Here is a 23,043-nt window from a genome sequence, read left to right on the forward strand (position 1 = left end):
GAGCGAGCTTGCTCGCGAACCTTGGCCCCGCTGCGAGGACGTTCGCGAGCAAGCTCGCTCCTACAAGATCAAGAGCCCGTGTCCCGCCCTGCGTGAGCCACAGATGCAATTCGTAGGATGGCGTGGAGCGCAGCGATACCCATCATTTCCGTGCACCGACCTCATGGGTATCGCTGCGCTCCACCCATCCTACGGGTGTCAGGGCTCTCTGCTCAGGGCACCATCGCCATGCCCACGCCAAAGCGGTTCCAGGCATTGATGGTGGCGATGGCCAGGGTCAGGTTGGCGATCTCGGCATCGTTGAAGTGTTCGCGCAGGGCGTCGCACTGGCCCTGCGGGGCATGCTTTTCTGGCAGGCGGGTGAGGCTTTCGACCCAGGCCAGGGCAGCGCGCTCGCGCTCGGTGAAGAAGCGGGTTTCCTCCCAGACGCTCAGGGTCTGTAGCCGTGCCTCGGTCTCGCCGGCCTTGCGCGCGTCATTGGCGTGCATGTTCACGCAGTAGGCGCAGCCGTTGATCTGCGAGGCGCGCAGGCGGATCAGCTCCAGCAGCGAGGTTTCCAGACCGGACTTGGCCAGGGCCTGCTCCAGACCGAGCATGGCCTTGTAGGCGTCGGGGGCGGCTTTGGCCCATTCGATTCGTGCGCTCATGGTGATCTCCAGTGGGGCCCGCGGTAGTGCGGGGAATGGAGCTAAGGTAACGCCGGCGCGCCGACGTTCGAATAGCCAATTCCCGGCAATACCGGCAGACCAATGGAGCCAATCCCCGCGCCGTGTCCGCTGTCAGTCCCAGCCCCCCGGGCAGCCCTTGCAGCCCGCCATGTTGCTGCCCTGGAAATTACCGAAGCGCTGGCGGCTGCCGCGCAGGTCGGCGTCTTCCAGGTTGGCTTCGGCCAGCTTCACCTCCTGCAGGTTGGCGTCGCGCAGGTCGGCGCCCTTGAGATCGGCACGGGACAGCCAGGTCATTTCCAGGTCGGCCGCACGCAGGTTGGCCTGGTGCAACTTGCCGCCGCTCAGGCGGGCGAATTCCAGGTAGGCGGCGGTCAGGTCCGCGCCTTGCCACTGCGCGCCCTGGGCGAACAGTCCCCAGGCCTGGATGGCGACCAGCTTGGCACCACTCAGATCAGCGCCACGCAGATTGGCCTGTTGCAGGCTGGCACGGGTCAGGTCGGCGCCGTTCAGGTGCGCCTGTTGCAGATTGGCCAGGTCCAGTTTGGCGTGGCGCAGGTCCGCTCCGGCGAGGTTGGCGCCGGACAGGTTCATCCGTGTCAGGTCCTGGTTGCGCAGGTCGGCGCCGCGCAGGTCGGCATTAGGGCATTGGCTGTCCGGCTCGATGCGGCAGCCGGCGATGACGGTGGCCGCATCGTCATCGACGTCCGGCGCAGGTTGGCTGGTGGCGAAGGCGAGGGCGGAGAGGGGGAAGAGCAGGCAGGCGAGCAGGCGCATGGCGATCTCCTGGGAAAATGAAAAAGGCCCGCGCCGGGTTCGACGCGGGCCAGTGCATCAGCGGCTGGCGGTCTTTTTGTCCCAGCTGGGCAGCTTGAACACCCAGAAGGAACCGCCCTGGGCCACCGGCTTGGTCAGCTCGGCCATGTCGCCACCCCACAACGGCACCGCGCCGCCGTAGCCGACGGTCACGCCGATGTACTGCTCGCCGTCCTGCTCCCAGGTGATGGGCGGGGAGACGATGCCGCTGCCGGTCTGGAACTGCCACAGCTCCTTGCCGGTCCTGGCGTCGAAGGCCTTGAGGAAGCCCTCGCCGGTGCCGGTGAACACCAGGTTGCCGGCGGTGGCCAGCACGCCGGCCCAGAGCGGCAGGTGGTCCTTGTATTCCCACTCGACCTTGCCGGTGGTGGGGTTCATCGCCCGCAGGGTGCCGACGTGGTCGTCATACATGCGCTTGATGCGGAAGCCCATGCCGAGGTAGGCGCTGCCCTTGGCGTAGTTCACTTCCTCGGTCCAGTAGTCCTCCTTCCAGTGGTTGGCGGGGACGTAGAACAGACCGGTGTCCTGGCTGTAGGCCATGGGGTTCCAGTTCTTGCCGCCGAGGAAGGGCGGCGAGACCTCCACGGCCTTGCCGTGCTTCTGCCCCGGTTCCGGCAGCGGCGGGCGCTGGCCTTCGTTCTCCACCGGGCGGCCGGTCTTCAGGTCGATGTGGCTGGCCCAGGTGATGTTGTCGACGAAGGGGAAGGCGTTCTGCAGCTTGCCGTTGGTACGGTCGACCACATAGAAGAAACCGTTGCGGTCGGCGTGGGCGGTGGCCTTGACGATCTTGCCGTCCTGGGCCTTGTAGTCGAACAGCACCAGTTCGTTGTTGCCGGAGAAGTCCCAGGCATCGTTCGGGGTGTGCTGGTAGAACCATTTCACCTCGCCGGTGCTCGGGTCGACGCCGACCTGGCCGGAGGTGTAGAGGCTGTCGTAGTCGTGGGGGTTGCCGCCCTTGGCGGTGCGCGCCCAGGTATTCCAGGGGCCGGGGTTGCCGGCGCCGACGATGATGGTGTTGGTCTCGGCATCGAAGCTCGCGCTCTGCCACGGGGCGCCGCCGCCGTGGTTCCAGGCTTCGACCTTGCCGGTGGGGGAGTTCTTGTCTTCCGGCCAGGAGGGCGCCTTCACGTCGCCGGTGACGGTGCTGTCCTTGCCGTTCAGGCGACCCATGTGGCCTTCGACGAAGGGCCGCATCCAGACTTCCTCGCCGGTATCCGGGTCGCGCGCGAACAGGCGGCCGACCACGCCGAACTCATCGCCCGAGCTGCCGTGGATCAGCAGCACCTTGCCGGTCTTGCCGTCCTTCACGATGGTCGGCGCGCCGGTCATGGTGTAGCCGGCGCCGTGGTCGCCGAACTTCTTCTTCCAGACCACCTTGCCGGTCTTCTTGTTCAGCGCCACGACGGAGGCGTCGAGGGTGCCGAAGTAGATCTTGTCGCCATAGATGGCGGCGCCGCGGTTGACCACGTCGCAGCACGGGCGGATGTCGTCGGGCAGGCGGTGGTTGTAGGTCCACAGGCGCTTGCCGGTCTTCGCGTCGAGGGCGAACAGCCGCGAGTAGGAGGCGGTGACGTAGACCACGCCGTCACTGACGATGGCCTGGGACTCCTGGCCGCGCTGCTTTTCGTCGCCGAAGGAGTAGGACCAGGCCGGGGCCAGCTTGAACACGTTGCCTTCGTTGACCTGCTTGAGCGGGCTCCAGCGCTGGGCGTTGGTGCCCATGCCGTACTGCAGCACGTCGCCGGTGGTCTTGTGGTCGTTGGCGATGTCGTCCCAGGTCACGTCTTTTGCCAGGGCGGAGCCGGCGGCGGTGAGGGCGATGGCGCAGGCGAGACCGTTCAAGGCCAGGCGCAGGGGAGCTGTTGTTGTTCTCATGGTGGTTTCCCGTGATGGATGGCGGCAGGCCGCTGCACGTGCCGCGGCGAATCCATGGTGGGAGCAGGGCGTGCAGGCGGGGAACGGAAAAGCTCCCGGCGATGCCGGGACTATTTCCCGGTGCGGGCATGACTTGGACTTGCTGCCAAAGCGCCGGCAATGGCCGACCGCCGTCCTAGTACGAAGGGAGTAGACGGGAGCATCCAAAGCAGGATTCGGCCGCAAGGCGCGCGTTCTTACCATCGTCATCACTGGCGTCTTTCCGGGCGCCGTGCCTTGCCAAGCATCTCGATGAGAGGATGAAGTGATGAACAACAAGAACGTGCTGTGCGGCCTGATGTTGGTGGCCGGCCTGGGTGTCTCGGGTCTGGCCCTGTCCCACGGCAATGTGACGCCCCAGGCAGTGGATACCACGGGGCTGGAACCGCTGGGCAAGGAATGGCGCGAGACCAACCCCTACCGCGAGCCCTACGCCAATCACGCCAAGGCGGTGGAGATCGGCGCCTCGGCGTACAACCAGAACTGCGCGCGCTGCCATGGCCTGGAAGCCAAGTCCGGCGGCATCGCCCCCGACCTGCGCATGCTCGACGTCGGCGCCGAGGGGGACGAGTGGTTCAAGGAGCGGGTGATCAACGGCGCAGTGCGTGACGGTGCGGTGTACATGCCGAAGATGGCCGACTTCATCAGCCAGGAAGGCCTCTGGGCGATCCGTACCTACCTGGACAGCGTGCACGTGGACGAGTGATCGCCATGCGCCTGTTCGTCTGGTTGTTCGGCCTGTGCCTGCTGATCGGGCAAGCGCAGGCCGGGGTGCGCCCTTACGAGGACATGGTCGCCAGCGGTGTGCTGCGGGTGGCGGTGTACGAGAACTTCCCGCCCTACAGCTTCATGCAGGGCGGGCAGCCGCGCGGGGTCGATGTCGACCTTGCGCAGCGCCTGGCCGGCGGGCTGGGCCTGCGTGCGGAATTCCTCTGGGTCACGCCCGGCGAGCGCCTGGACGACGACCTGCGCAACTTCATCTGGAAGGGCCACTACCTGCGGCCCGGCGTGGTCGCCGATGTGATGCTGCGCGTGCCCTACGACCGCCAGTACGCCAACCGGCGCAACGATGTCGGCGAGTTCGCCAACGAGCAGGTGGTGATGTTCGGCCCCTACCAGCGCGAGCGCTGGCAGGTGGTCAGCGACGACCGCCGGCTGCCGGAGGTGGACACCATCGCCGCCTTCCGCGAACACCCCGTCGGCGTCGAGCTGGACAGCGTGCCGTCGTTCTACCTGACCTCGGTGCTGGGCGGCCAGCTCAGCCGCATGACCATCCACTTCCCCAGCACCCAGGCGGCCTTCGACGGCATGCGCGCGGGCAAGGTGGACGCGGTGATGGCCCTGCGCGGCGAACTGGACTGGATGCGGGCGCAAGCCGCCGACGAGCACCTGAAGAACGCCGGGAACACCTATCCCAACCTCGGCCAACCCGAGTGGGACATCGGCATGGCGGTGCATGAAAGCAATCGCCAGCTTTCCAACGCCCTGGATGGTGAGCTGGAGGAATTGGTGCGCAGCGGCGAGATGGAAAAGCTCTACGCGGCCTACGGCATGCGCTACGAACTGCCGGGGCTCTACCAGGACGTGCAGTGAGGGAATCATGATGCACCGGCGCGAACTGCTGCTCGGGATCTGTGCGCTGCCGCTGCTGGCAGCGGCGGTGGAGGGCGACCCGATGCCCTCGGTGATGTGGGAGTACCACCACCAGCGTCTGTTGAACGGCGAGCCTTACGTCTTCGATGAGCGGGTGAAACTCGGCGTGCCGCCGTTCGCCGAAGACGCGCGCCAGGTGCCGGTGGAAATCGATGCTCGTGCCTTGCCGGGACGCTTCGACCGGCTGCTGCTATGGGCCGAGCTGAACCCGATTCCCCATGTGCTGACGCTCTATCCGGGCGAACATCTGGAGCCGTTGCTGGCGGTGCGTATCCGCATCGAACAGGCCACGCCGATCCGTGCTGCGCTGCGCGACGAGAAGGGCGTGTGGCACGTTGGTTCTGCCTGGATCGACGCCGCCGGCGGAGGTTGTACCGCGCCCAGCGTGGTGCGTGCGCAGCCGGGCTGGGAGGACCGCCTCGGCCAGGTCCATGGCGAGGCTTACCCCAAGGGTGAATACAGCCGGGTGCGGCTCTCGGTGTCCCATCCGATGGACAACGGCCTGGTTGGTGGCATCCCCGAGTTCTACATCGACCACGCCGAACTGCGCGGCCCGGACGGCGAAGTCTTCGCGAGGCTGGAGCTGTTCCCGGCAGTCAGCGAGAACCCCACCTTCACCTTCGAGGTGCGCGGCCATCCGCAAACCGAACTCTGGCTGCACGACAACAACGGCAACGAATTTCAGGCCGTCTTGCGCTGAGATGACGAGGTGCCCATGCGTTTTCTCCTGATCGCCCTCGCGTGCCTGTGCCTGCCGGCACTGGCCGACCTGCAGTACCACCTCCAGCCTAGGCAGATCGCCGAGGGCACCTGGGTGGTGGAAGGCAGCACCGACAATTTCGCCAAGGACAACGGCGGCGCGATCGTCAACGTCGCCTTCATCGATACCGGCGACGGCGTGCTGGTGATCGACACCGGCCCGTCGAAGCGCTACGGCGAAGCCCTGCGCGCGCTGATCCAGCAGACCACCGGCAAGCCGGTGAAACGCGTACTGCTGACCCATCACCACCCCGACCATGTGCTGGGCAACCAGGCTTTTACCGACGTGCCCATCGGCGCGCTGGCCGGCACCACGAAGCTGCTGAAAGAGCAGGGCAACGCCATGGCGGAAAACATGTATCGCCTGGTGGGCGACTGGATGCGCGGCACGGAAGTGGTGCTGCCCAGCGAGACGGTGGCGCCGGGCGAATTGACGATGGGCAGCCATCGGTTCCGGTTGGTCGGCCTGCGCGGGCACACCGGCGCGGACCTGGCGATCCTTGATGAGACCACTGGTGTGCTGTTCGCCGGTGATATCGTGTTCTACCAGCGTGCGCTGACCACGCCGAACAGTCCGGGGCTCGACGTCTGGCTGGCCGACCTGGATACGCTGCAGCAGCTGCCGTGGAAACAGATCGTCCCCGGCCACGGCCCCATTGCCAGCGATGCCGGTCCCTTCGCGCAGATGCGCGACTACCTCGGCTGGCTCGACAGCGTGATGCGCGACGGCATCGCCCACGGCGCCGACATGAACGACCTCCTGCGTACGTCCATCCCGGAGCGCTTCGCCAGCGTCAGCCTGACGCGCTACGAGCTGATCCGCAGCGTCAGCCATCTCTACCCGCGCTATGAGCAGCAGGCCTTGCCGCGCGTCGATGAGCCTTGATCCTGCTTTCGCAGGATGGCGTGGAGCGAAGCGATACCCATCATTCCGGTGCACCGCCTGCATGGGTATCGCTGCGCTCCACCCATCCTACATTCACGGATTGCCAGGGAGCGTAGGTCGGACAACCTGGAACAGGTTATCCGCCCTACGTAAGCCTTGAATTTCGTGGCGCTGCGGCCCGGTATTGCTACCAAGGAACTAGGGAATTCGGCACTGCGTTCAATTGTTGGCCCGCCTTACCAAACCAAGAATCTGCGACAGACCGGGAAATTTTCCCGGGTACAACAACAATCGCAGAGGCGCACCGCCATGAGACAGCTTCAACCTTTCGCCCGCACCGTGCTGTTCACCGCCATCAGCCTGGCCTCCCTGGGCGCCCACGCCGGGGTAACCGACCAGGACATCAGCGACGCTGCCAAGCGCACCGACCAGATCGTGGTCAACGGGATCAACCAGCAGGGCCAGCGCTTCAGCCCGCTGAATACCCTGAACAGCGACAACGTGAAGGAACTGCGGCCAGTCTGGGCGCTGTCCTTCGGCGGCGAGAAGCAGCGCGGCCAGCAGGCGCAACCGCTGATCAAGGACGGCGTGATGTATGTGACCGCCTCCTACTCGCGGGTATTCGCCGCCGATGCACGCACCGGTCGCAAGCTCTGGCAATACGACGCGCGCCTGCCCGACGGCATCATGCCCTGCTGCGACGTGATCAACCGTGGTGTGGCCCTGTATGGCGACCTGGTGATCTTCGGCACCCTTGACGCCAAGCTGGTTGCGCTGAACAAGGACACCGGCAAGGTGGTGTGGAAGAAGACCGTGGCGGACTACAAGGCCGGTTACTCCATCTCCGCCGCGCCGCTGATTGCCAAGGGCAAGCTGATCACTGGCGTGGCCGGCGGCGAGTTCGGCGTGGTCGGCAAGATCGAGGCCTACAACCCCACCAATGGCGAGCTGCTGTGGAGCCGGCCAACCGTGGAAGGCCACATGGGCTACGTCTACAAGGACGGCAAGGCGGTGGAGAACGGCATCTCCGGCGGCGAGGCGGGCAAGACCTGGCCGGGTGACCTGTGGAAGACCGGCGGCGCCGCGCCGTGGCTGGGCGGTTACTACGACCCGAGCACCGATTCGCTGTTCATCGGCACCGGCAACCCGTCGCCGTGGAACTCGCACCTGCGCCCCGGCGACAACCTGTACTCCTCCTCGCGCCTGGCGCTGAACCCGGAAGACGGCTCGATCAAGTGGCACTTCCAGACCACCCCGCACGACGGCTGGGATTTCGACGGCGTGAACGAGCTGGTGTCCTTCGACTACAAGGACGGCGGCAAGACCGTACAGGCCGCCGCCACCGCCGACCGCAACGGCTTCTTCTACGTGCTCGACCGCACCAACGGAAAATTCATCCGCGGCTTCCCCTTCGTCGACAAGGTGACCTGGGCCAAGGGCCTGGACGAGAACGGCCGGCCGATCTACGACGACGCCCACCGTCCGGGCGCGCCGGGCGAGGGCACGGAGAAGGGCAGCTCGGTGTTCGTCGCGCCGTCCTTCCTCGGCGGCAAGAACTGGATGCCCATGGCCTACAGCCAGGACACCGGGCTGTTCTACGTGCCGTCCAACGAGTGGGGCATGGACATGTGGAACGAGAACATCGCCTACAAGAAGGGCGCGGCCTACCTCGGTGCGGGTTTCACCATCAAGCCGCTGAACGAGAAGTACATCGGCGTGCTGCGCGCCATCGATCCGAAGACCGGCAAGCAGGTCTGGCGCTACGAGAACTACGCGCCGCTGTGGGGCGGCGTGCTGGCGACCCACGGCAACCTGGTGTTCACCGGCAACCCCGAGGGCTACCTGATGGCCTTCGACGCCAAGACCGGCAAGAAGCTCTACCAGTTCAACACCGGCTCGGGCGTGATTGCCTCGCCGATCACCTGGGAAATGGACGGCGAGCAGTACGTCACTGTGTTGTCCGGCTGGGGCGGCGCGGTGCCGCTGTGGGGCGGCGAGGTGGCCAAGCGCATCAAGGACCTGGACCAGGGCGGGATGATCTGGACCTTCAAGCTGCCCAAGGACCTGGTGGCGAAGAAGTGATGTGCCCGTGAGGTGAGCAGGGGCCGGCCATTGTGCCGGCCCATTGTTTTGGCGCGCTGTTGGCGCTGTTCGCGTGCATGGCCTTTGGGCGTTTCTGCGCCGCATCTGTGTGCGCGGATGCATTGGGTTTCGCCCCCTCGGGCGACCTACTTTGGCAAACGCCCCAAAGTAGGCAAAGGTCTTGCCCCGGACATCCGGTTTTTCGCTTAGGCGAAAAATTCCCTCGTCGAAGCGCAGTTTCAGGGGCCCGCCGCGAAGGGCCATCCCTGGCCCATCGCGGCTCTCGCGACATCCATGTCGCTCAACCCCTGAAACTGCGCTTCAACGAGGCCTCCTGAACGGGGCGTTCGGCGTGTGCGGAAGTCTCTCTGGAAACCTTCAAAATCCAGAGCCAGAGCCGTGTTGTGGAGTTCCCGTAGGAGCGGACCTTGTCCGCGAAATCTTTCGCGGCGGACCTTGCGCTGATAAGCAACATCAGATGCTCGCCGCCACCTGTAGGAGCGAGCTTGCTCGCGAACCACCCGGCACCGTAGGTCGCATAACGCGACAGCGTTATCCGCCGTGGTGGCGTCGGCGGATAATCCGCTCCGGGTTAGGCGCCCTACAACCTGCGACGCTCGCCGCATCTACTACCAAATGAGTAACCCACCGCTCCCATGGGGGCATTCCGGGCCGGGAAGGGCGTTGCCTAAGATCGCTCCATGACCTGGCCGATGGAGGCCGGGAACCGACAGGAGAGCACCCCCATGATCTACGCCGCACCCGGAACCCCAGGCGCCGTCGTCACCCTCAAGCCGCGCTACGGCAACTACATCGGCGGCGAGTTCGTTGCGCCGGTGCTGGGCCAGTACTTCAGCAACACCTCGCCGGTGAACGGCGAAATCATCGCCGAGTTTCCGCGCTCCACCGCCGAGGACATCGAGCTCGCCCTGGATGCCGCCCACGCCGCCGCCAATGCCTGGGGTCGCACCTCGGTACAGGACCGCGCGCTGATCCTGCTGAAGATCGCCGACCGCATCGAACTGAACCTGGAACAACTGGCCGTCGCCGAGACCTGGGACAACGGCAAGGCCGTGCGCGAAACCCTGAACGCCGACGTGCCGCTGGCCGCCGACCACTTCCGTTACTACGCCGGCTGCATCCGTGCGCAGGAAGGCGGTGCCGCCGAGATCAACGAGAACACCGTCGCCTACCACATCCACGAACCGCTGGGCGTGGTCGGGCAGATCATCCCGTGGAACTTCCCGCTGCTGATGGCCGCGTGGAAACTCGCCCCGGCGCTGGCCGCCGGCAACTGCGTGGTGCTCAAGCCGGCCGAGCAGACCCCGCTGTCGATCATGCTGCTGGCCGAGATCATCGGCGACCTGCTGCCGCCGGGCGTGCTGAACATCGTCCAGGGCTTCGGCAAGGAAGCGGGCCAGGCGCTGGCCACCAGCAAGCGCATCGCCAAGATCGCCTTCACCGGCTCCACCCCGGTCGGCTCGCACATCCTCCATTGCGCGGCGGAGAACATCATTCCCTCCACTGTGGAGCTGGGCGGCAAGAGCCCGAACATCTTCTTCGAGGACATCATGCAGGCGGAGCCGGCCTTCATCGAAAAAGCCGCCGAAGGCCTGGTGCTGGCCTTCTTCAACCAGGGCGAGGTCTGCACCTGCCCGTCGCGGGCGCTGGTGCAGGAGTCGATCTTCGAGCCGTTCATGGTCGAGGTGATGAAGAAGATCAAGGCGATCAAGCGCGGCAACCCGCTGGACACCGAGACCATGGTCGGCGCCCAGGCTTCGCAGCAGCAGTACGAGAAGATCCTGTCCTACCTCGACATCGCCCAGGGCGAAGGCGCCGAGCTGCTCACCGGCGGCTCCAGCGAGCGCCTGGAAGGCGACCTGGCCAGCGGTTACTACATCCAGCCGACCCTGCTCAAGGGCCACAACGGCATGCGCGTGTTCCAGGAGGAAATCTTCGGGCCGGTGGTGGGCGTCACCACCTTCAAGGACGAAGCCGAAGCCCTGGCGATTGCCAACGACACCGAGTTCGGCCTTGGCGCCGGCGTGTGGACCCGCGACATCAACCGTGCCTGGCGCATGGGCCGGGGCATTCAGTCCGGCCGCGTATGGACCAACTGCTATCACCTGTACCCGGCCCACGCCGCGTTCGGTGGCTACAAGAAGTCCGGCGTCGGCCGCGAAACCCACAAGATGATGCTCGACCACTACCAGCAGACCAAGAACCTGCTGGTGAGTTACGACATCAACCCGCTGGGCTTCTTCTGACCCTCAGCAGTAAACCGGCGAACCTTCCCCCATCAGGTTTGCCGGTCCCTTTCCGGTGTACCCCGCCTGGCACTCCACCAGGCATCCCTTGTGTCGACGCGCCCGGTTCGGGCGGCCGTCCGCTTCCGTACCCATTCCACGGGTGACGGCCTTCGTCGAACGCGGCTCCGGCCGCGTTTTCTTTTTTCCGCCAAGCCCCTGTTCGCGAGCAAGCTCGCTCCTACAGAAAACCGCCAGACCTGACCTGTAGGAGCGAGCTTGCTCGCGAACCCGCCCATGCGCCGGATTATCCGGCGAGGCACGTTCCGTAGGATGGCGTGGAGCGCAGCGATACCCATCAATCGGGTGCGCCGACCGCATGGGTATCGCTGCGCTCCACCCATCCTACGGTCGCAACAGGTGCATCCCGACTGCGCAACACCTGTAGCGCCCGCAACACCCGCTCCAGACCCGTCAGAAAACGCCAGAAGCCCCGAACGGCGAGCTTCTCAGCCCGATTCGAAAAGCCTGGCACAGCGGTTGCTCTGAGCCTTGCAAGCTGCGGCGAACGATCCGCGGCACCAACAAGAATCGGAGAACCTCCATGAGATCGATTGGCCTGCACGTGCCTTCCGTTCGCCTGCAACCCGCCCTGCGTCACTCCCTGCTGACTGCCTCACTGCTGATGGCCGGTCTGTCCCCCCACCTTCACGCCGCTGAGGTCCCGGCCAACGTCGACGGCAAGCGCATCGCTGCCGCCAACAGCGAGCCGGGCAACTGGATGACCACCGGCCGCACCTACGACGAACAGCGCTACAGCCCGCTCAAGCAGATCGACCAGAGCAACGTCGGTGGCCTGGGCCTGGCCTGGAGCCACAAGCTGGACATCGACCGTGGCGTGGAAGCCACGCCCATCGTGGTCGATGGCGTGATGTACACCACCGGGCCGTTCTCCATCGTCTACGCGCTGGACGCCCGCAGCGGCGAGCTACTGTGGAAATACGACCCGCAGTCCGACCGCAGCCGCGCCGGCGAAGCCTGCTGCGACGCGGTGAACCGTGGCGTGGCGGTGTGGAAGGGCAAGGTCTACGTCGGCGTGCTCGATGGCCGCCTGGAGGCCATCGACGCGAAGACCGGCAAGCGCGTGTGGAGCGTCGATACCCGTACCGATCCTTCGCGCAGCATCACCATCACCGGCGCGCCGCGCATCGTGAAGGGCAAGGTGATCATCGGTAACGGCGGGGCCGAGTTCGGCGTGCGTGGCTACATCACCGCCTACGATGCCGAGACCGGCAAGCAGGACTGGCGCTTCTTCACCGTACCCGGCGACCCCAAGGAAATGCCCAAGGGCAAGGGCATGGAAATCGCCGCCAAGACCTGGTTCGGCGACAACTTCTACAAGCAGGGCGGTGGCGGCACCGTGTGGGACTCGATGTCCTACGACCCGGAGCTGAACCTGCTGTACATCGGCGTCGGCAACGGCTCCTCGTGGAACCCGCGTATCCGCAGCGAAGGCAAGGGCGACAACCTGTTCCTCTCGTCCATCGTGGCGATCAACCCGGACAACGGCGAATACGTCTGGCACTACCAGACCACGCCGGGCGATGCCTGGGACTACACCGCCACCCAGCACATCATGCTGGTGGACCTGGAGATCGACGGCAAGCCACGCAAGGTGCTGATGCAGGCACCGAAGAACGGCTTCTTCTACGTCATCGACCGCGTGACCGGCGAGTTGCTCTCGGCGAAGAACTTCATCCCGATCAACTGGGCCACCGGCATCGACCTGAAGACCGGCCGGCCGATCCGCAACGAAAAGGTTGCCGAATACTGGAAGGACCCGGAGAAGAAGGCGCGGCTGATCCAGCCGGCGTTCTGGGGCGCGCATGACTGGCAGCCCATGTCGTACAACCCCAACACCGGCCTGGTCTACATCCCGGCGCACATCATGTCGGCGATGTACCAGGACGTCGACGGAGCACCGCCGCGCTCCAAGTTCAAGAGCATCTACCAGCTCGACGTCAACACCGGAATGATGCCCGAGGACCCGGAAGGCCTGCGCAAGATCGCCGACACCTGGACCGGCAAGCTGATCGCCTGGGACCCGGTGAAGCAGGAAAAACGCTGGGAAGTGCCCTACAGCACCATCTTCAACGGCGGCACCCTGAGCACCGCCGGCAACCTGGTATTCGAAGGCACCGCCGATGGCCGCGTGGTGGCCTACGCCGCCGAGACCGGCAAGAAGCTCTGGGAATCCCCGGCCAACACCGGCGTGATGGCCGCGCCGATCACCTATGAGGTGGACGGCGAGCAATACGTGACCTTCATGGCCGGCTGGGGCGGCGCCTTCTCCACTTTCGCCGGCGCCCTGTCGCTCCGTGCCGGGGTGAAGCCCAACGCCCAGGTGCTGACCTACAAGCTTGGCGGCACCGCCAGGCTACCGGACATCAACTACAAGTGGGCCGACCGCAAGCCCGAGCCGCCGCAGCTGACCGGCACCACCGCGCAGATCGACCAAGGCCGCGAGCTGTTCAACTCCAGTTGCTCGCAGTGCCACGGCATCAACGCCATCAGCGGCGGCGTGGTGCCCGACCTGCGCACCCTCAGTGCGGAGAACCACCAGCGCTTCCTCGGCATCGTCTATGGCGGCCGCATCCCCGACGGCATGCCCTCGTTCCAGGGGCATCTCGATCTGCAGCAGGCCGAAGCTGTGCACCAGTACCTGATCAAGCGCGCCTACGACCTCAAGGAACAACTGGCCGGCGCGCAGAAGACCGCCGCCAAGTGACCTTTCCATAAGAAGCAGTCCCGCAGGAGACCGACTCATGACTGACGTAACGACTTACCAGCACTACATCGACAACCGCTTCGTCGCCGGCGAGCCGTTGATCGAGGTGCACAACCCGGCCAATGGCGAGCTGCTGGCGCGCATCCCCGAGGCCAGTGCGGCCCAGGTGGACAGTGCCATCGACGCCGCCCGCAAGGCGCAGAAGGGCTGGGCGGCCAAGCCCGCCATCGAGCGTGCCGGCTACCTGCGCCGGATTGCCGAGAAGGTGCGCGCCAACGCGGCTCGCCTGGCGAAGATCATCACCGCCGAGCAGGGCAAGGTGCCGGCGCTGGCAGAAGTGGAAGTGAATTTCACCGCCGACTACCTCGACTACATGGCCGAGTGGGCGCGCCGCCTGGAGGGCGAGGTGTTGACCAGCGACCGCGCCGGCGAGCACATCTTCCTGCTGCGCAAACCGCTGGGCGTGGTGGCGGGCATCCTGCCGTGGAACTTCCCGTTCTTCCTCATCGCACGGAAGATGGCGCCGGCCCTGCTGACCGGCAACACCATCGTCATCAAGCCCAGTGAAGAAACGCCGATCAACTGCTTCGAATTCGCCCGCCTGGTGGCGGAAATCGACCTGCCCACCGGCGTGTTCAACGTCGTCGGCGGCACCGGGGCCAGCGCCGGTAGTGCGCTGACCAGCCACGCCGGCGTCGACCTGATCAGCTTCACCGGCAGCGTCGCCACCGGCTCGCGGATCATGGCCGCGGCCGCGCCGAACATCACCAAGCTGAACCTGGAACTGGGTGGCAAGGCGCCGGCCATCGTCCTCGCCGACGCCGACCTGGATCTGGCGGTGAACGCCATCAAGGCCTCGCGGGTGATCAACACCGGGCAGGTGTGCAACTGCGCCGAGCGCGTCTACGTGCAGCGCCAGGTGGCCGACCAGTTCATCGAGAAGATCGCCGCCGCCATGGCCGCCACCCGCTTCGGCGACCCGAACGTGCAGGCCGACCTGGACATGGGCCCGCTGGTCAACCGCATCGGCCTGGACAAGGTTGCGCAGATGGTCCGCACGGCGACCGGGCAGGGCGCCCAGGTGATAACCGGCGGCGCCGTGGCCGATCTTGGCAAGGGCTTCCACTACCAGCCCACCGTGCTGGCGGGTTGCACGGGCGACATGGAGATCATGCGCAAGGAGATCTTCGGCCCGGTGCTGCCGATCCAGGTGGTGGAGGACCTCGACGAAGCCATCGCCCTGGCCAATGACAGCGACTACGGCCTGACCTCATCGATCTACACCCGCAACCTCAGCGCCGCGCTCAAGGCCAGTCGCGAGCTGGACTTCGGCGAGACCTACATCAACCGCGAGAACTTCGAGGCGATGCAGGGCTTCCACGCCGGTACACGCAAGTCCGGCATCGGCGGCGCGGACGGCAAGCATGGGTTGTACGAGTACACCCATACCCATGTGGTGTATGCGCAGGAGTGAGCTGGTGGGTAGTCCGTGCCTGGGTGGCGTCCGCAAGAGCCCCTCTCCTTAACCCTGGCTGCGCGCCCCGCTCCGAAGGGAGAGGGGACTGGGTCGGCGCAGGGTGAAGCCGTGCCATCAGCCGGCACGGACGGCGCCCTCTCCCTTCAGGGAGAGGGCTGGAGAGAGGGCGCCAAGGCATGCGCCGAATCTCCAGGGAGGGCGAAACCGCGCTGTAAACAGACCAAGGTTTGACTGGGCGGGCCGTCCTTGCCAGGTGCGGCTCGCTCCTTTTTCCCTGCGCTTGGAGTCGGTCGAGCGCAGGGAAAAGGGAAGCGATCAATACAACGCGTTGGGCTGCACGATGCCGTGCTTCTTCATCTTCCGATACAGGGTCGACCGGGCAATGCCGAACTGCTGCGCCACCGCACTGATGTTCCACTGCTGCTCGCGTAGAACCGCCAGCAGGTGGCGTGCCTCGTCGTCGTCCAGGCGGGCGGCGAGGGCGGTGGCTGGCGGCTGCATGTCGGCGACGATGTCGGGAGTGGCCTGATGCAACTCCATCGGCAAACAGTCCAGATCGATGCGCCCGTCCTCGGCCAGCGCGGCGGCGTAGCGCAGACAGTTCAGCAACTGGCGGATGTTGCCCGGCCAGGGATGGCCGCGCAGCCGCTCGCGCACCGCGCTGTCGAGGTGCAGGTCGCCGTCCAGGCCCGCCAGCAGGCCGTCGATCAGCGCCTCGCGGTCAGTGCGTTCGCGCAGCGCCGGCAGCTGCAGGGTCATGCCGGCGAGGCGGTAGAACAGGTCTTCGCGGAAACCCTTGGCGCGGATCATCTCGGCGAGGTTCTGGTGGGTCGCGGAGACCACCTGCACGTCCAGCGCCACCGGGGCTTCGGCGCCCAGCGGGAGGATTTCGCGCTCGGCCAGCACGCGCAGCAGGCGCGTCTGCAAATGCGCGGGCATGTCGCCGATCTCGTCGAGGAACAGGGTGCCGCCATTGGCCAGTTCCAGCTTGCCCTTCATGCCTTTCTTGCTGGCGCCGGTGAAGCTGCCGCCGCGGTAGCCGAAGAGTTCGCTCTCGATCAGGCTCTCCGGGATCGCCGCGCAGTTCAGCGCGACGAAGGGCCCGGCATGGCGGGCACTGGCCTGGTGGATGGCGCGGGCGAAGGCTTCCTTGCCGGTGCCGGTCTCGCCGGTGACCAGGATGGAAATGCCCTTGTCGAGCACCTTGCGCAGCTTGCGTACGCCGTCCTGCAGACGCGGGTCGGAGCCGGCGAGGCGAGAAAGGTCGGGATGTTCCGGGCTGTGCGACCCGCTGCGCGGCGGAGCCTGGCGGCGCGGTGGGCTGGCTGGGGTGCGCAGGCCCACATCCACCAGCGCGTGATCGGCCAGGGTGCGCAGGCGAATGCCCCGCGCGCCGCCCTGGCTCAGGTCGAGCAACTGGTCGACGTCCGCTTCCAGCAGCTGTTCGATTCGGCTGCCCAGCAGGTCGCCCCGGCAGGCGGTGAAGGCGGCATGGTTGGCGCCGATCACCCGGCCCTGTTCGTCGAGGGCAATCAGCTGCTCGTTGGCCAGGTCCGACACCTCGTCGCGGGCCTTCACCGACAGCGTCAGGCGGTCGCGGTAGCGCTGGCGGAAGCTGGCGTTCTCGATCAGCCGCGCATACAGGATGACCAGCTGCAGGGTCAGGTACTGCGCGTCCTTGGGCCCGTCGTTGTACAGGCAGGTGGCGTTCAGGCAACCGCGCAGCCGATGTTGGGCATCGAAAATCGGCGCCACGGAGCAGCTCAGGCGGAAATTGCTCACCAGGAAGTGTTCCTGGCGATGGATGGTCAGTGCTTCGCCAGCGGCCAGCGCGGTGCCGATACCGTTGGTGCCGGCGATGGATTCGTCCCAGCGCGCGCCGATGATCAACCCGGCCTGGGTGTAGCGGTCACGCTCGCTGGGCAGGCGCGCATCGAGGGTGATACCGCGCTCGTCGCTGAGCAGCACCGCAAAGCCCGCCGGCAGCACGCGCCGGGCCAGGCCGGTAACGCCCTGGCTGGCAATCGCCAGGTAGTCCTGATGCAGGCCCTGGTGCTCGCGGATTTCCCCGGCGGTGAGGATGTGTTTTTCCGCCCGTGCACGGGGGTCGAGATGGTGCTCCATCACGCTGCGGTACCAGGAGCGCGCAATGGCGCCCTCGGGCTGGATGTCACGCTCGCCGAAGTGATCGGCGATGAAGGCGGCAAGGTCGTTCGGGCAGTTGTCCAGGGATTGCGGGTGCATGGTCACTCCCGGCGGCCGTCAGTCGGACTGCGGCGCATTGTTTTTGTAGGGGATCGGCTTCGTGTAGGACCGATCCTGGGACGGAGTCTCTTGGGACTGGACAGTCTAGACCGGTCGGTCACGGGCGACGAGAGCCCGAGCAAGGCCTGTGCCGAAATACACCGCGCGGGGCGCCCAGCCCCGCGCCAGACCGCTCGCCGCCCAAGGCGCCGGGCGCAATGGGGCAATGGCTGTCGCAGCGATGGGACAGTTGTAGCGGCGGGGCGCGACAGCTGTCGCGGGCCCGCTACCAAATCAGGGGGGAATCTCCTTCGAAAGTATCATTCGGAGTGCCTGACCCTGGTGTTTAACTCGACCTTGCCGGTTCTGCCGGCGCCTTCCAACAAGAAAGAGGACAGACCCATGTGGACCAAGCCTAGCTTCACCGACCTGCGCCTTGGCTTCGAAGTGACCCTGTACTTCGCCAACCGCTGATCCACTGCGCCCCGGTCCGCCGGGGCCCCTGCCCACGGGGCACTGTCATGCACATCCGAATTCTCGGGTCGGCCGCCGGTGGCGGCTTTCCCCAGTGGAACTGCAATTGCCGCAACTGTCGCGGCGTTCGCGACGGCAGCGTGATCGCGCAGCCACGCACGCAATCCTCCATCGCGCTGTCCGACGACGGCGAGAACTGGATTCTCTGCAACGCCTCACCTGATATCCGCGCCCAGCTGGCGTCCTTCCCGGCGCTGCAGCCGGCGCGGCGCCTGCGCGATTCGGCGATTGCCGCCATCGTCCTGCTGGACAGCCAGATCGACCACACCACCGGCCTGCTCAGCCTGCGCGAGGGCTGCCCGCATGAAGTGTGGTGTACGGAAATGGTCCATCAGGACCTGTCCACCGGCTTCCCGCTGTTCCCCATGCTGTCGCACTGGAACGGCGGGCTGAAGCACAACCTCATCGAGCTGGATGCCGAGCCCTTCAGTATTCCGGCCTGCCCGGGCCTGCGCCTCACCGCCATCGCCCTGCGCAGCAGCGCACCGCCGTATTCGCCGCACCGGGGCAACCCGCATCCGGGCGACAACATCGGCCTGTTCATCGAGGACACCTCCACCGGCGGCAAGCTGTTCTACGCGCCTGGCCTGGGCCAGGTGGACGATGGTCTGCTGGCCTGGATGCGCCGCGCCGACTGCCTGCTGGTGGACGGCACGCTGTGGCGCGACGACGAGATGCGCGTCTGCGAAGTCGGCGACAAGCTCGGCAGCGAGATGGGCCATCTGGCCCAGAGCGGCCCCGGCGGCATGATCGAGGTGCTCGACGGTATCGACGGGCCGCGCAAGGTGCTCATCCACATCAACAACACCAATCCCATCCTCGACATCGCCTCGCCCGAACGCGCCGAACTGGATGCGCGCGGTATCGAGGTGGCGTACGACGGCATGGGCATCTTCCTGTGACGGCCCTTTCAGAAGGAGCCTCGCGATGACCCGCGAAGCCATGAGTCCCGCCGAGTTCGAACAGGCACTGCGCGCCAAGGGCGCCTGCTACCACATCTTCCACCCGTACCACGTGGCCATGTACGAAGGCCGCGCCAGTCGCGAGCAGATCCAGGGCTGGGTGGCCAACCGCTTCTACTACCAGCTGAATATTCCGCTGAAGGATGCGGCGATCCTCGCCAACTGCCCGGACCGCGAGGTGCGCCGCGAATGGCTGCAGCGCATCCTCGACCACGACGGCGCGCCGGGCGAGGAGGGCGGCATCGAGGCCTGGCTGCGGTTGGCCGAATCCGTTGGGCTGGACCGCGAGCAGGTGCTGTCCCAGGAGCTGGTGCTGCCCGGCGTGCGCTTTGCGGTGGACGCCTACGTCAACTTCGCCCGCCGTGCCCGTTGGCAGGAGGCGGCCAGCAGCTCGCTGACCGAGCTGTTCGCCCCGCAGATCCACCAGTCGCGACTGGACAGCTGGCCGCAGCACTACCCGTGGATCGACGCTAGCGGCTACGACTACTTCCGCAAGCGCCTGTCCCAGGCGCGCCGCGATGTCGAGCACGGCCTGCGCATCACCCTGGAGCACTACCGCACCCGCGAGGCTCAGGAGCGCATGCTGGAAATCCTGCAATTCAAGCTCGACGTGCTCTGGAGCATGCTCGACGCGATGAGCATGGCCTATGAACTAGAGCGCCCGCCGTACCACACGGTGACAGCCGAGCGCGTGTGGCACAGGGGTGTAATGTGATGAGTCTGCCTTCACTGGATAGCGTACCGGCGCTACGTCGGGGGTTCCGCCTGCAGTTCGAGCCGGCCCAGGGGTGCCACGTGCTGCTCTATCCTGAAGGGATGGTGAAGCTCAACGACAGCGCCGGGGCCATCCTCGGCCGTGTCGACGGGCAAGCCGATGTGGCCGGCATCATCGATGGCCTGCGCGCCGATTTCCCTGGCGTGCCGGGCATCGACGAAGACATCCTGGCATTCCTCGAGGTGGCCCATGCGCAATTCTGGATCGAGCTGCGCTGAGGCGCCGGTGGGTCCTCCGCTCTGGCTGCTGGCCGAGCTGACCTACCGCTGCCCGCTGCAGTGCCCGTACTGTTCCAACCCGCTGGACTTCGCCAGGGGCGGCGAAGAGCTGTCCACCGCGCAATGGATCGAGGTATTCCGCCAGGCCCGCGAGATGGGCGCGGCGCAGCTGGGTTTTTCCGGCGGTGAACCGCTGGTGCGCCAGGACCTCGCCGAGCTGATCGCTGCTGCGCGCGGGCTGGGGTTCTATACGAACCTGATCACCTCCGGCATCGGGCTCAACGAGAAGCGCCTGAAGGAGTTCGCCGACGCCGGGCTCGACCATATCCAGATCAGCTTCCAGGCCGCCGACGAGGAGGTGAACAACCTGCTCGCCGGCTCGCGCAAGGCCTTCGCCCAGAAGCTCGCCATGGCCCGCGCGGTGAAGGCCCACGGCTACCCGATGGTGCTGAACTTCGTCACCCACCGGCACAACATCGACAGCATCGAGCGCATCATCGAGCTGTGCATCGAGCTGGAGGCCGACTTCGTCGAACTCGCCACCTGCCAGTTCTACGGCTGGGCCGAGCTGAACCGTGCCGGCCTGCTGCCGACCCGCGAGCAGTTGCAACGCGCCGAGTGCATCACCGCCGAGTACCGCGAGCGCCTGGCCGCCGAAGGCAACCCGTGCAAGCTGATCTTCGTGGTGCCCGATTACTACGAGGAGCGCCCGAAGGCCTGCATGGGTGGCTGGGGCAGCGTGTTCCTCGACGTCACCCCGGACGGCACCGCATTGCCGTGCCATAGCGCGCGGCAGCTGCCGGTGAAGTTCCCCAACGTGCGCGAGCACAGCCTGCAGCACATCTGGTACGAGTCCTTCGGCTTCAACCGCTTCCGCGGCGATGCCTGGATGCCCGAGCCGTGCCGCTCCTGCGACGAGAAGGAGCGCGACTTCGGCGGCTGCCGCTGCCAGGCGTTCATGCTCACCGGTGACGCCGAAGCCACCGACCCGGTGTGCGCCAAGTCGGCCCACCACGGGATCATCCTCGACGCCCGTCGCGAGGCGGAAACGGCGGCCGCGCCGCTCAGTGCGCTGACCCTGCGCAACGAGCGCGCCTCACAACTGATCTGCAAGGCGTGAGCGTGGAACGCAGCGATTGGAGTGCCGAACGCGCGGTCGCCGCCGCGGGGGATTTTGCCGAACTGCACGTGGCCCATGGCGGCTTGCTGTGGGCGGCGTTCGACCCTTCCAGCGCGCGTTGTCGGCTGTTTCTGCGCCGTGAGGGGCAGAGCGTCGAGCTGACCCCGCCCGGCGCTTCGGTGCGCAGCCGCGTCTACGAATACGGCGGCGGTTCCTGCTGCGCCACCGCCGACGGCGTGGCCTGGGTGGAAGAGAGTGACCAGCAGGTGCGTTGGCTGCGCCTGGGTGGCACGCCTCGGCCTATTACCCATCGCGACGACTGCCGCTATGGCGACCTGCACTACGTGCCTGCGTGGAACGCGCTACTGGCGGTGGAAGAAGAGTACGGCAGCGGCGGGGTAAGCCACCGCATCGTTCGTCTCGACGCCGATGGCCGGCGCCGGGTGATCGCGTCCGGCGCGGACTTCTATGCCTCCCCGGTGGCTGACAGCGGAGCCGATCGCATCGTCTGGGTGGAGTGGGATCGCCCGCACCAGCCCTGGACGCGCACTCGCCTGTGCGAGTCGTTCGCCGGGGAGGAGCGCTGCCTGGCCGGGCAGGCTCGCCACGAGTCTATCCAGCAGCCGCGCTTCGCCGAGGACGGCCGCCTGCACTGGCTGAGTGACCGTGATGGCTACTGGCAGCCTCACCACGAAGGGCACGGCACCTTGCCCAGTGCTGCCGCCGACCATGCCAGCGCACCCTGGCAGCTGGGCGGGCGCACCTTCCTGCCGTTGCCGGACGGCAGGCTGCTGGCGACGCGCCAGGTCGATGGTTGCGGCCTGCTGGTGGTTTATGACGAGCGCGGCAAGGAGCGCAGACTTGCACCGGAGTACAGCCGCTTCCGTTCGCTGGCCGCGGACGAGCGCCACTTCTATTGCATTGCCGCCGCGCCGGACCGTCTGCCGACGCTGCTGGCGATCCGGCGGGTGGATGGCTCCACCCAGGTGCTGGCCGGTGGCGAGAGGCCGCTGCCGGAGGCCGAATTGTCCCGTGGCGAGGCCTTCCATTACCCGGTGGGCGAGGACGAATGCGGCCACGGGTTCTTCTATCCGCCCTACGCCACGGACGGGGCGCCGCCGCTGGTAGTGTTCCTGCACGGTGGGCCGACCTCGGCCTGCTACCCGGTATTCGACGGGCGCATCCAGTTCTGGACGCGCCGGGGATTCGCCGTTGCCGATATCAATTATCGCGGCAGTAGCGGCTACGGCCGCGCCTACCGGGAGCGCCTGCACCTGGGCTGGGGGCAGGTGGAAGTGGAGGACATCGGCGCGGCGCTGGATTTTCTCTCCAGGGCCGGGCGCATCGACCGTCAGCGGGTGTTCGTGCGTGGCGCCAGTGCTGGCGGCTACAGCGCGCTGATGGCGCTGGCGCGGCTGCCGGGCCTGCGCGGGGGCGCCAGCCTCTATGGCGTCAGCGACCCGCAGGCGCTGGCGCGGGTGACCCACAAGTTCGAGGCGGACTACCTGGACTGGCTGATCGGCGACCCGCAACAGGACGCCGAGCGTTACCGCGAGCGCACGCCGGTGCTGCTGGCCGAGCGCATCCGCGCGCCGGTGATCTTCTTCCAGGGCGAGCTGGATGCGGTGGTGGTGCCGGCACAGACCGACGCCATGGTCAACAGCCTGCGCCAGCGCGGCGTACCGGTGGAGGTGCACCGCTACGCCGGCGAGCGCCACGGTTTCCGCCAGGCCGCCAACCAGGCCCATGCACTGGAGGCCGAGTGGCGCTTCTATCAGGCGCTTCTGGGGGGCTGATCCCGGCCCGAGCCGGCTGTAAGAACCGTCTGCCAAGGTCGCATTGCAATACCTGACGGATACAGTAGGCTGCCGGAAATATCCCATAACAATAACGACAGAGCCCCC

At 66.5% G+C, this 23,043-nt stretch carries 18 protein-coding genes; 14 read left to right on the forward strand and 4 right to left on the reverse strand.

Annotated elements, in window-relative coordinates; genetic code table 11:
* Positions 1–212: 212 nt before the first annotated feature.
* From FAS41_RS15590 to exaA, 3 genes are all read right to left on the reverse strand, one after another.
* Entirely contained in the window at positions 213–647 is a 435-nt protein-coding gene (locus FAS41_RS15590) for a carboxymuconolactone decarboxylase family protein (protein WP_138523759.1), read from the reverse strand.
* 132 nt (positions 648–779) lie between these two features.
* Positions 780–1,442: a pentapeptide repeat-containing protein gene (locus FAS41_RS15595; protein WP_138523761.1), complete on the reverse strand. Its 663-nt coding sequence runs from the start codon at positions 1,440–1,442 to the stop codon at positions 780–782.
* A 57-nt stretch (positions 1,443–1,499) separates the two neighbouring features.
* The gene (exaA, locus tag FAS41_RS15600) at positions 1,500–3,356 is read right to left on the reverse strand and encodes a quinoprotein ethanol dehydrogenase (RefSeq protein WP_138523763.1); all 1,857 of its coding nucleotides are present in this window, start codon (positions 3,354–3,356) and stop codon (positions 1,500–1,502) included.
* Between the two features lie 307 nt (positions 3,357–3,663).
* Here exaA and pedF point away from each other — a divergent pair, with 307 nt between their 5' ends.
* From pedF to aldA, 8 genes are all read left to right on the forward strand, one after another.
* Positions 3,664–4,101 carry a cytochrome c-550 PedF gene (gene pedF / locus FAS41_RS15605; protein WP_138523765.1) on the forward strand — a complete coding sequence of 146 codons (438 nt, stop codon included), beginning with the start codon at positions 3,664–3,666 and terminating at the stop codon, positions 4,099–4,101.
* A 5-nt stretch (positions 4,102–4,106) separates the two neighbouring features.
* Complete coding sequence (locus FAS41_RS15610; protein ID WP_138523767.1) at positions 4,107–4,988, forward strand: substrate-binding periplasmic protein; 882 nt, start codon at positions 4,107–4,109, stop codon at positions 4,986–4,988.
* Between the two features lie 7 nt (positions 4,989–4,995).
* Entirely contained in the window at positions 4,996–5,748 is a 753-nt protein-coding gene (locus tag FAS41_RS15615) for a quinoprotein dehydrogenase-associated SoxYZ-like carrier (RefSeq protein WP_425467718.1), read from the forward strand.
* Between the two features lie 15 nt (positions 5,749–5,763).
* Positions 5,764–6,693 (forward strand): quinoprotein relay system zinc metallohydrolase 1, encoded by a 930-nt coding sequence (locus tag FAS41_RS15620; protein WP_138523771.1) that lies wholly within the window; start codon positions 5,764–5,766, stop codon positions 6,691–6,693.
* A gap of 309 nt (positions 6,694–7,002) precedes the next feature.
* A complete protein-coding gene (locus tag FAS41_RS15625) occupies positions 7,003–8,775 on the forward strand; it encodes a methanol/ethanol family PQQ-dependent dehydrogenase (protein ID WP_138523773.1) in 1,773 nt (590 codons plus the stop codon).
* Positions 8,776–9,521: 746 nt separating this feature from the next.
* Entirely contained in the window at positions 9,522–11,042 is a 1,521-nt protein-coding gene (gene exaC, locus FAS41_RS15630; protein WP_138523775.1) for an acetaldehyde dehydrogenase ExaC, read from the forward strand.
* A gap of 583 nt (positions 11,043–11,625) precedes the next feature.
* Positions 11,626–13,809 carry a PQQ-dependent dehydrogenase, methanol/ethanol family gene (locus FAS41_RS15635; RefSeq protein ID WP_138523777.1) on the forward strand — a complete coding sequence of 728 codons (2,184 nt, stop codon included), beginning with the start codon at positions 11,626–11,628 and terminating at the stop codon, positions 13,807–13,809.
* A gap of 37 nt (positions 13,810–13,846) precedes the next feature.
* The gene (gene aldA, locus FAS41_RS15640) at positions 13,847–15,283 is read left to right on the forward strand and encodes an aldehyde dehydrogenase (RefSeq protein ID WP_138523779.1); all 1,437 of its coding nucleotides are present in this window, start codon (positions 13,847–13,849) and stop codon (positions 15,281–15,283) included.
* Positions 15,284–15,601: 318 nt separating this feature from the next.
* Here aldA and FAS41_RS15645 read toward each other — a convergent pair whose 3' ends face one another.
* Positions 15,602–17,530 (reverse strand): sigma-54-dependent Fis family transcriptional regulator, encoded by a 1,929-nt coding sequence (locus FAS41_RS15645; protein ID WP_138523780.1) that lies wholly within the window; start codon positions 17,528–17,530, stop codon positions 15,602–15,604.
* A 402-nt stretch (positions 17,531–17,932) separates the two neighbouring features.
* Here FAS41_RS15645 and pqqA point away from each other — a divergent pair, with 402 nt between their 5' ends.
* The 6 genes from pqqA to FAS41_RS15675 are packed head-to-tail and all read left to right on the forward strand — an operon-like array spanning position 17,933 to position 22,935.
* Entirely contained in the window at positions 17,933–18,004 is a 72-nt protein-coding gene (pqqA, locus tag FAS41_RS15650) for a pyrroloquinoline quinone precursor peptide PqqA (RefSeq protein WP_003106462.1), read from the forward strand.
* Between the two features lie 47 nt (positions 18,005–18,051).
* The gene (gene pqqB, locus FAS41_RS15655) at positions 18,052–18,966 is read left to right on the forward strand and encodes a pyrroloquinoline quinone biosynthesis protein PqqB (protein WP_138523782.1); all 915 of its coding nucleotides are present in this window, start codon (positions 18,052–18,054) and stop codon (positions 18,964–18,966) included.
* Between the two features lie 25 nt (positions 18,967–18,991).
* On the forward strand, positions 18,992–19,741 hold the full coding sequence (pqqC, locus tag FAS41_RS15660; protein WP_138523784.1) for a pyrroloquinoline-quinone synthase PqqC: 750 nt from the start codon (positions 18,992–18,994) through the stop codon (positions 19,739–19,741).
* Positions 19,741–20,019, forward strand: a complete 279-nt coding sequence (pqqD, locus tag FAS41_RS15665; protein ID WP_017518379.1) for a pyrroloquinoline quinone biosynthesis peptide chaperone PqqD — start codon at positions 19,741–19,743, stop codon at positions 20,017–20,019. Before pqqC ends, pqqD begins: the two co-directional genes overlap by 1 nt.
* Positions 19,991–21,139 carry a pyrroloquinoline quinone biosynthesis protein PqqE gene (pqqE, locus tag FAS41_RS15670; RefSeq protein ID WP_138523786.1) on the forward strand — a complete coding sequence of 383 codons (1,149 nt, stop codon included), beginning with the start codon at positions 19,991–19,993 and terminating at the stop codon, positions 21,137–21,139. Before pqqD ends, pqqE begins: the two co-directional genes overlap by 29 nt.
* Positions 21,140–21,141: 2 nt before the next feature.
* Positions 21,142–22,935 (forward strand): S9 family peptidase, encoded by a 1,794-nt coding sequence (locus FAS41_RS15675; RefSeq protein ID WP_138523788.1) that lies wholly within the window; start codon positions 21,142–21,144, stop codon positions 22,933–22,935.
* Positions 22,936–23,043 lie beyond the last annotated feature (108 nt).

The sequence above is a fragment of the Pseudomonas nicosulfuronedens genome (assembly GCF_005877905.1).
Taxonomy (GTDB): domain Bacteria; phylum Pseudomonadota; class Gammaproteobacteria; order Pseudomonadales; family Pseudomonadaceae; genus Pseudomonas; species Pseudomonas nicosulfuronedens.

Excerpts from the sequence above, each read along its gene's own strand:
- pqqD (WP_017518379.1), top strand. The coding sequence starts at position 19,741 with ATGAGTCTGCCTTCACTGGATAGCGTACCGGCGCTACGTCGGGGGTTC.
- pedF (WP_138523765.1), top strand. The coding sequence starts at position 3,664 with ATGAACAACAAGAACGTGCTGTGCGGCCTGATGTTGGTGGCCGGCCTG.
- FAS41_RS15620 (WP_138523771.1), top strand. The coding sequence starts at position 5,764 with ATGCGTTTTCTCCTGATCGCCCTCGCGTGCCTGTGCCTGCCGGCACTG.
- FAS41_RS15635 (WP_138523777.1), top strand. The coding sequence starts at position 11,626 with ATGAGATCGATTGGCCTGCACGTGCCTTCCGTTCGCCTGCAACCCGCC.
- FAS41_RS15645 (WP_138523780.1), bottom strand. The coding sequence starts at position 17,530 with ATGCACCCGCAATCCCTGGACAACTGCCCGAACGACCTTGCCGCCTTC.
- pqqE (WP_138523786.1), top strand. The coding sequence starts at position 19,991 with ATGCGCAATTCTGGATCGAGCTGCGCTGAGGCGCCGGTGGGTCCTCCG.
- exaA (WP_138523763.1), bottom strand. The coding sequence starts at position 3,356 with ATGAGAACAACAACAGCTCCCCTGCGCCTGGCCTTGAACGGTCTCGCC.
- FAS41_RS15590 (WP_138523759.1), bottom strand. The coding sequence starts at position 647 with ATGAGCGCACGAATCGAATGGGCCAAAGCCGCCCCCGACGCCTACAAG.
- aldA (WP_138523779.1), top strand. The coding sequence starts at position 13,847 with ATGACTGACGTAACGACTTACCAGCACTACATCGACAACCGCTTCGTC.
- FAS41_RS15625 (WP_138523773.1), top strand. The coding sequence starts at position 7,003 with ATGAGACAGCTTCAACCTTTCGCCCGCACCGTGCTGTTCACCGCCATC.
- FAS41_RS15595 (WP_138523761.1), bottom strand. The coding sequence starts at position 1,442 with ATGCGCCTGCTCGCCTGCCTGCTCTTCCCCCTCTCCGCCCTCGCCTTC.
- pqqC (WP_138523784.1), top strand. The coding sequence starts at position 18,992 with ATGACCCGCGAAGCCATGAGTCCCGCCGAGTTCGAACAGGCACTGCGC.
- pqqB (WP_138523782.1), top strand. The coding sequence starts at position 18,052 with ATGCACATCCGAATTCTCGGGTCGGCCGCCGGTGGCGGCTTTCCCCAG.
- FAS41_RS15615 (WP_425467718.1), top strand. The coding sequence starts at position 4,996 with ATGATGCACCGGCGCGAACTGCTGCTCGGGATCTGTGCGCTGCCGCTG.
- exaC (WP_138523775.1), top strand. The coding sequence starts at position 9,522 with ATGATCTACGCCGCACCCGGAACCCCAGGCGCCGTCGTCACCCTCAAG.
- FAS41_RS15610 (WP_138523767.1), top strand. The coding sequence starts at position 4,107 with ATGCGCCTGTTCGTCTGGTTGTTCGGCCTGTGCCTGCTGATCGGGCAA.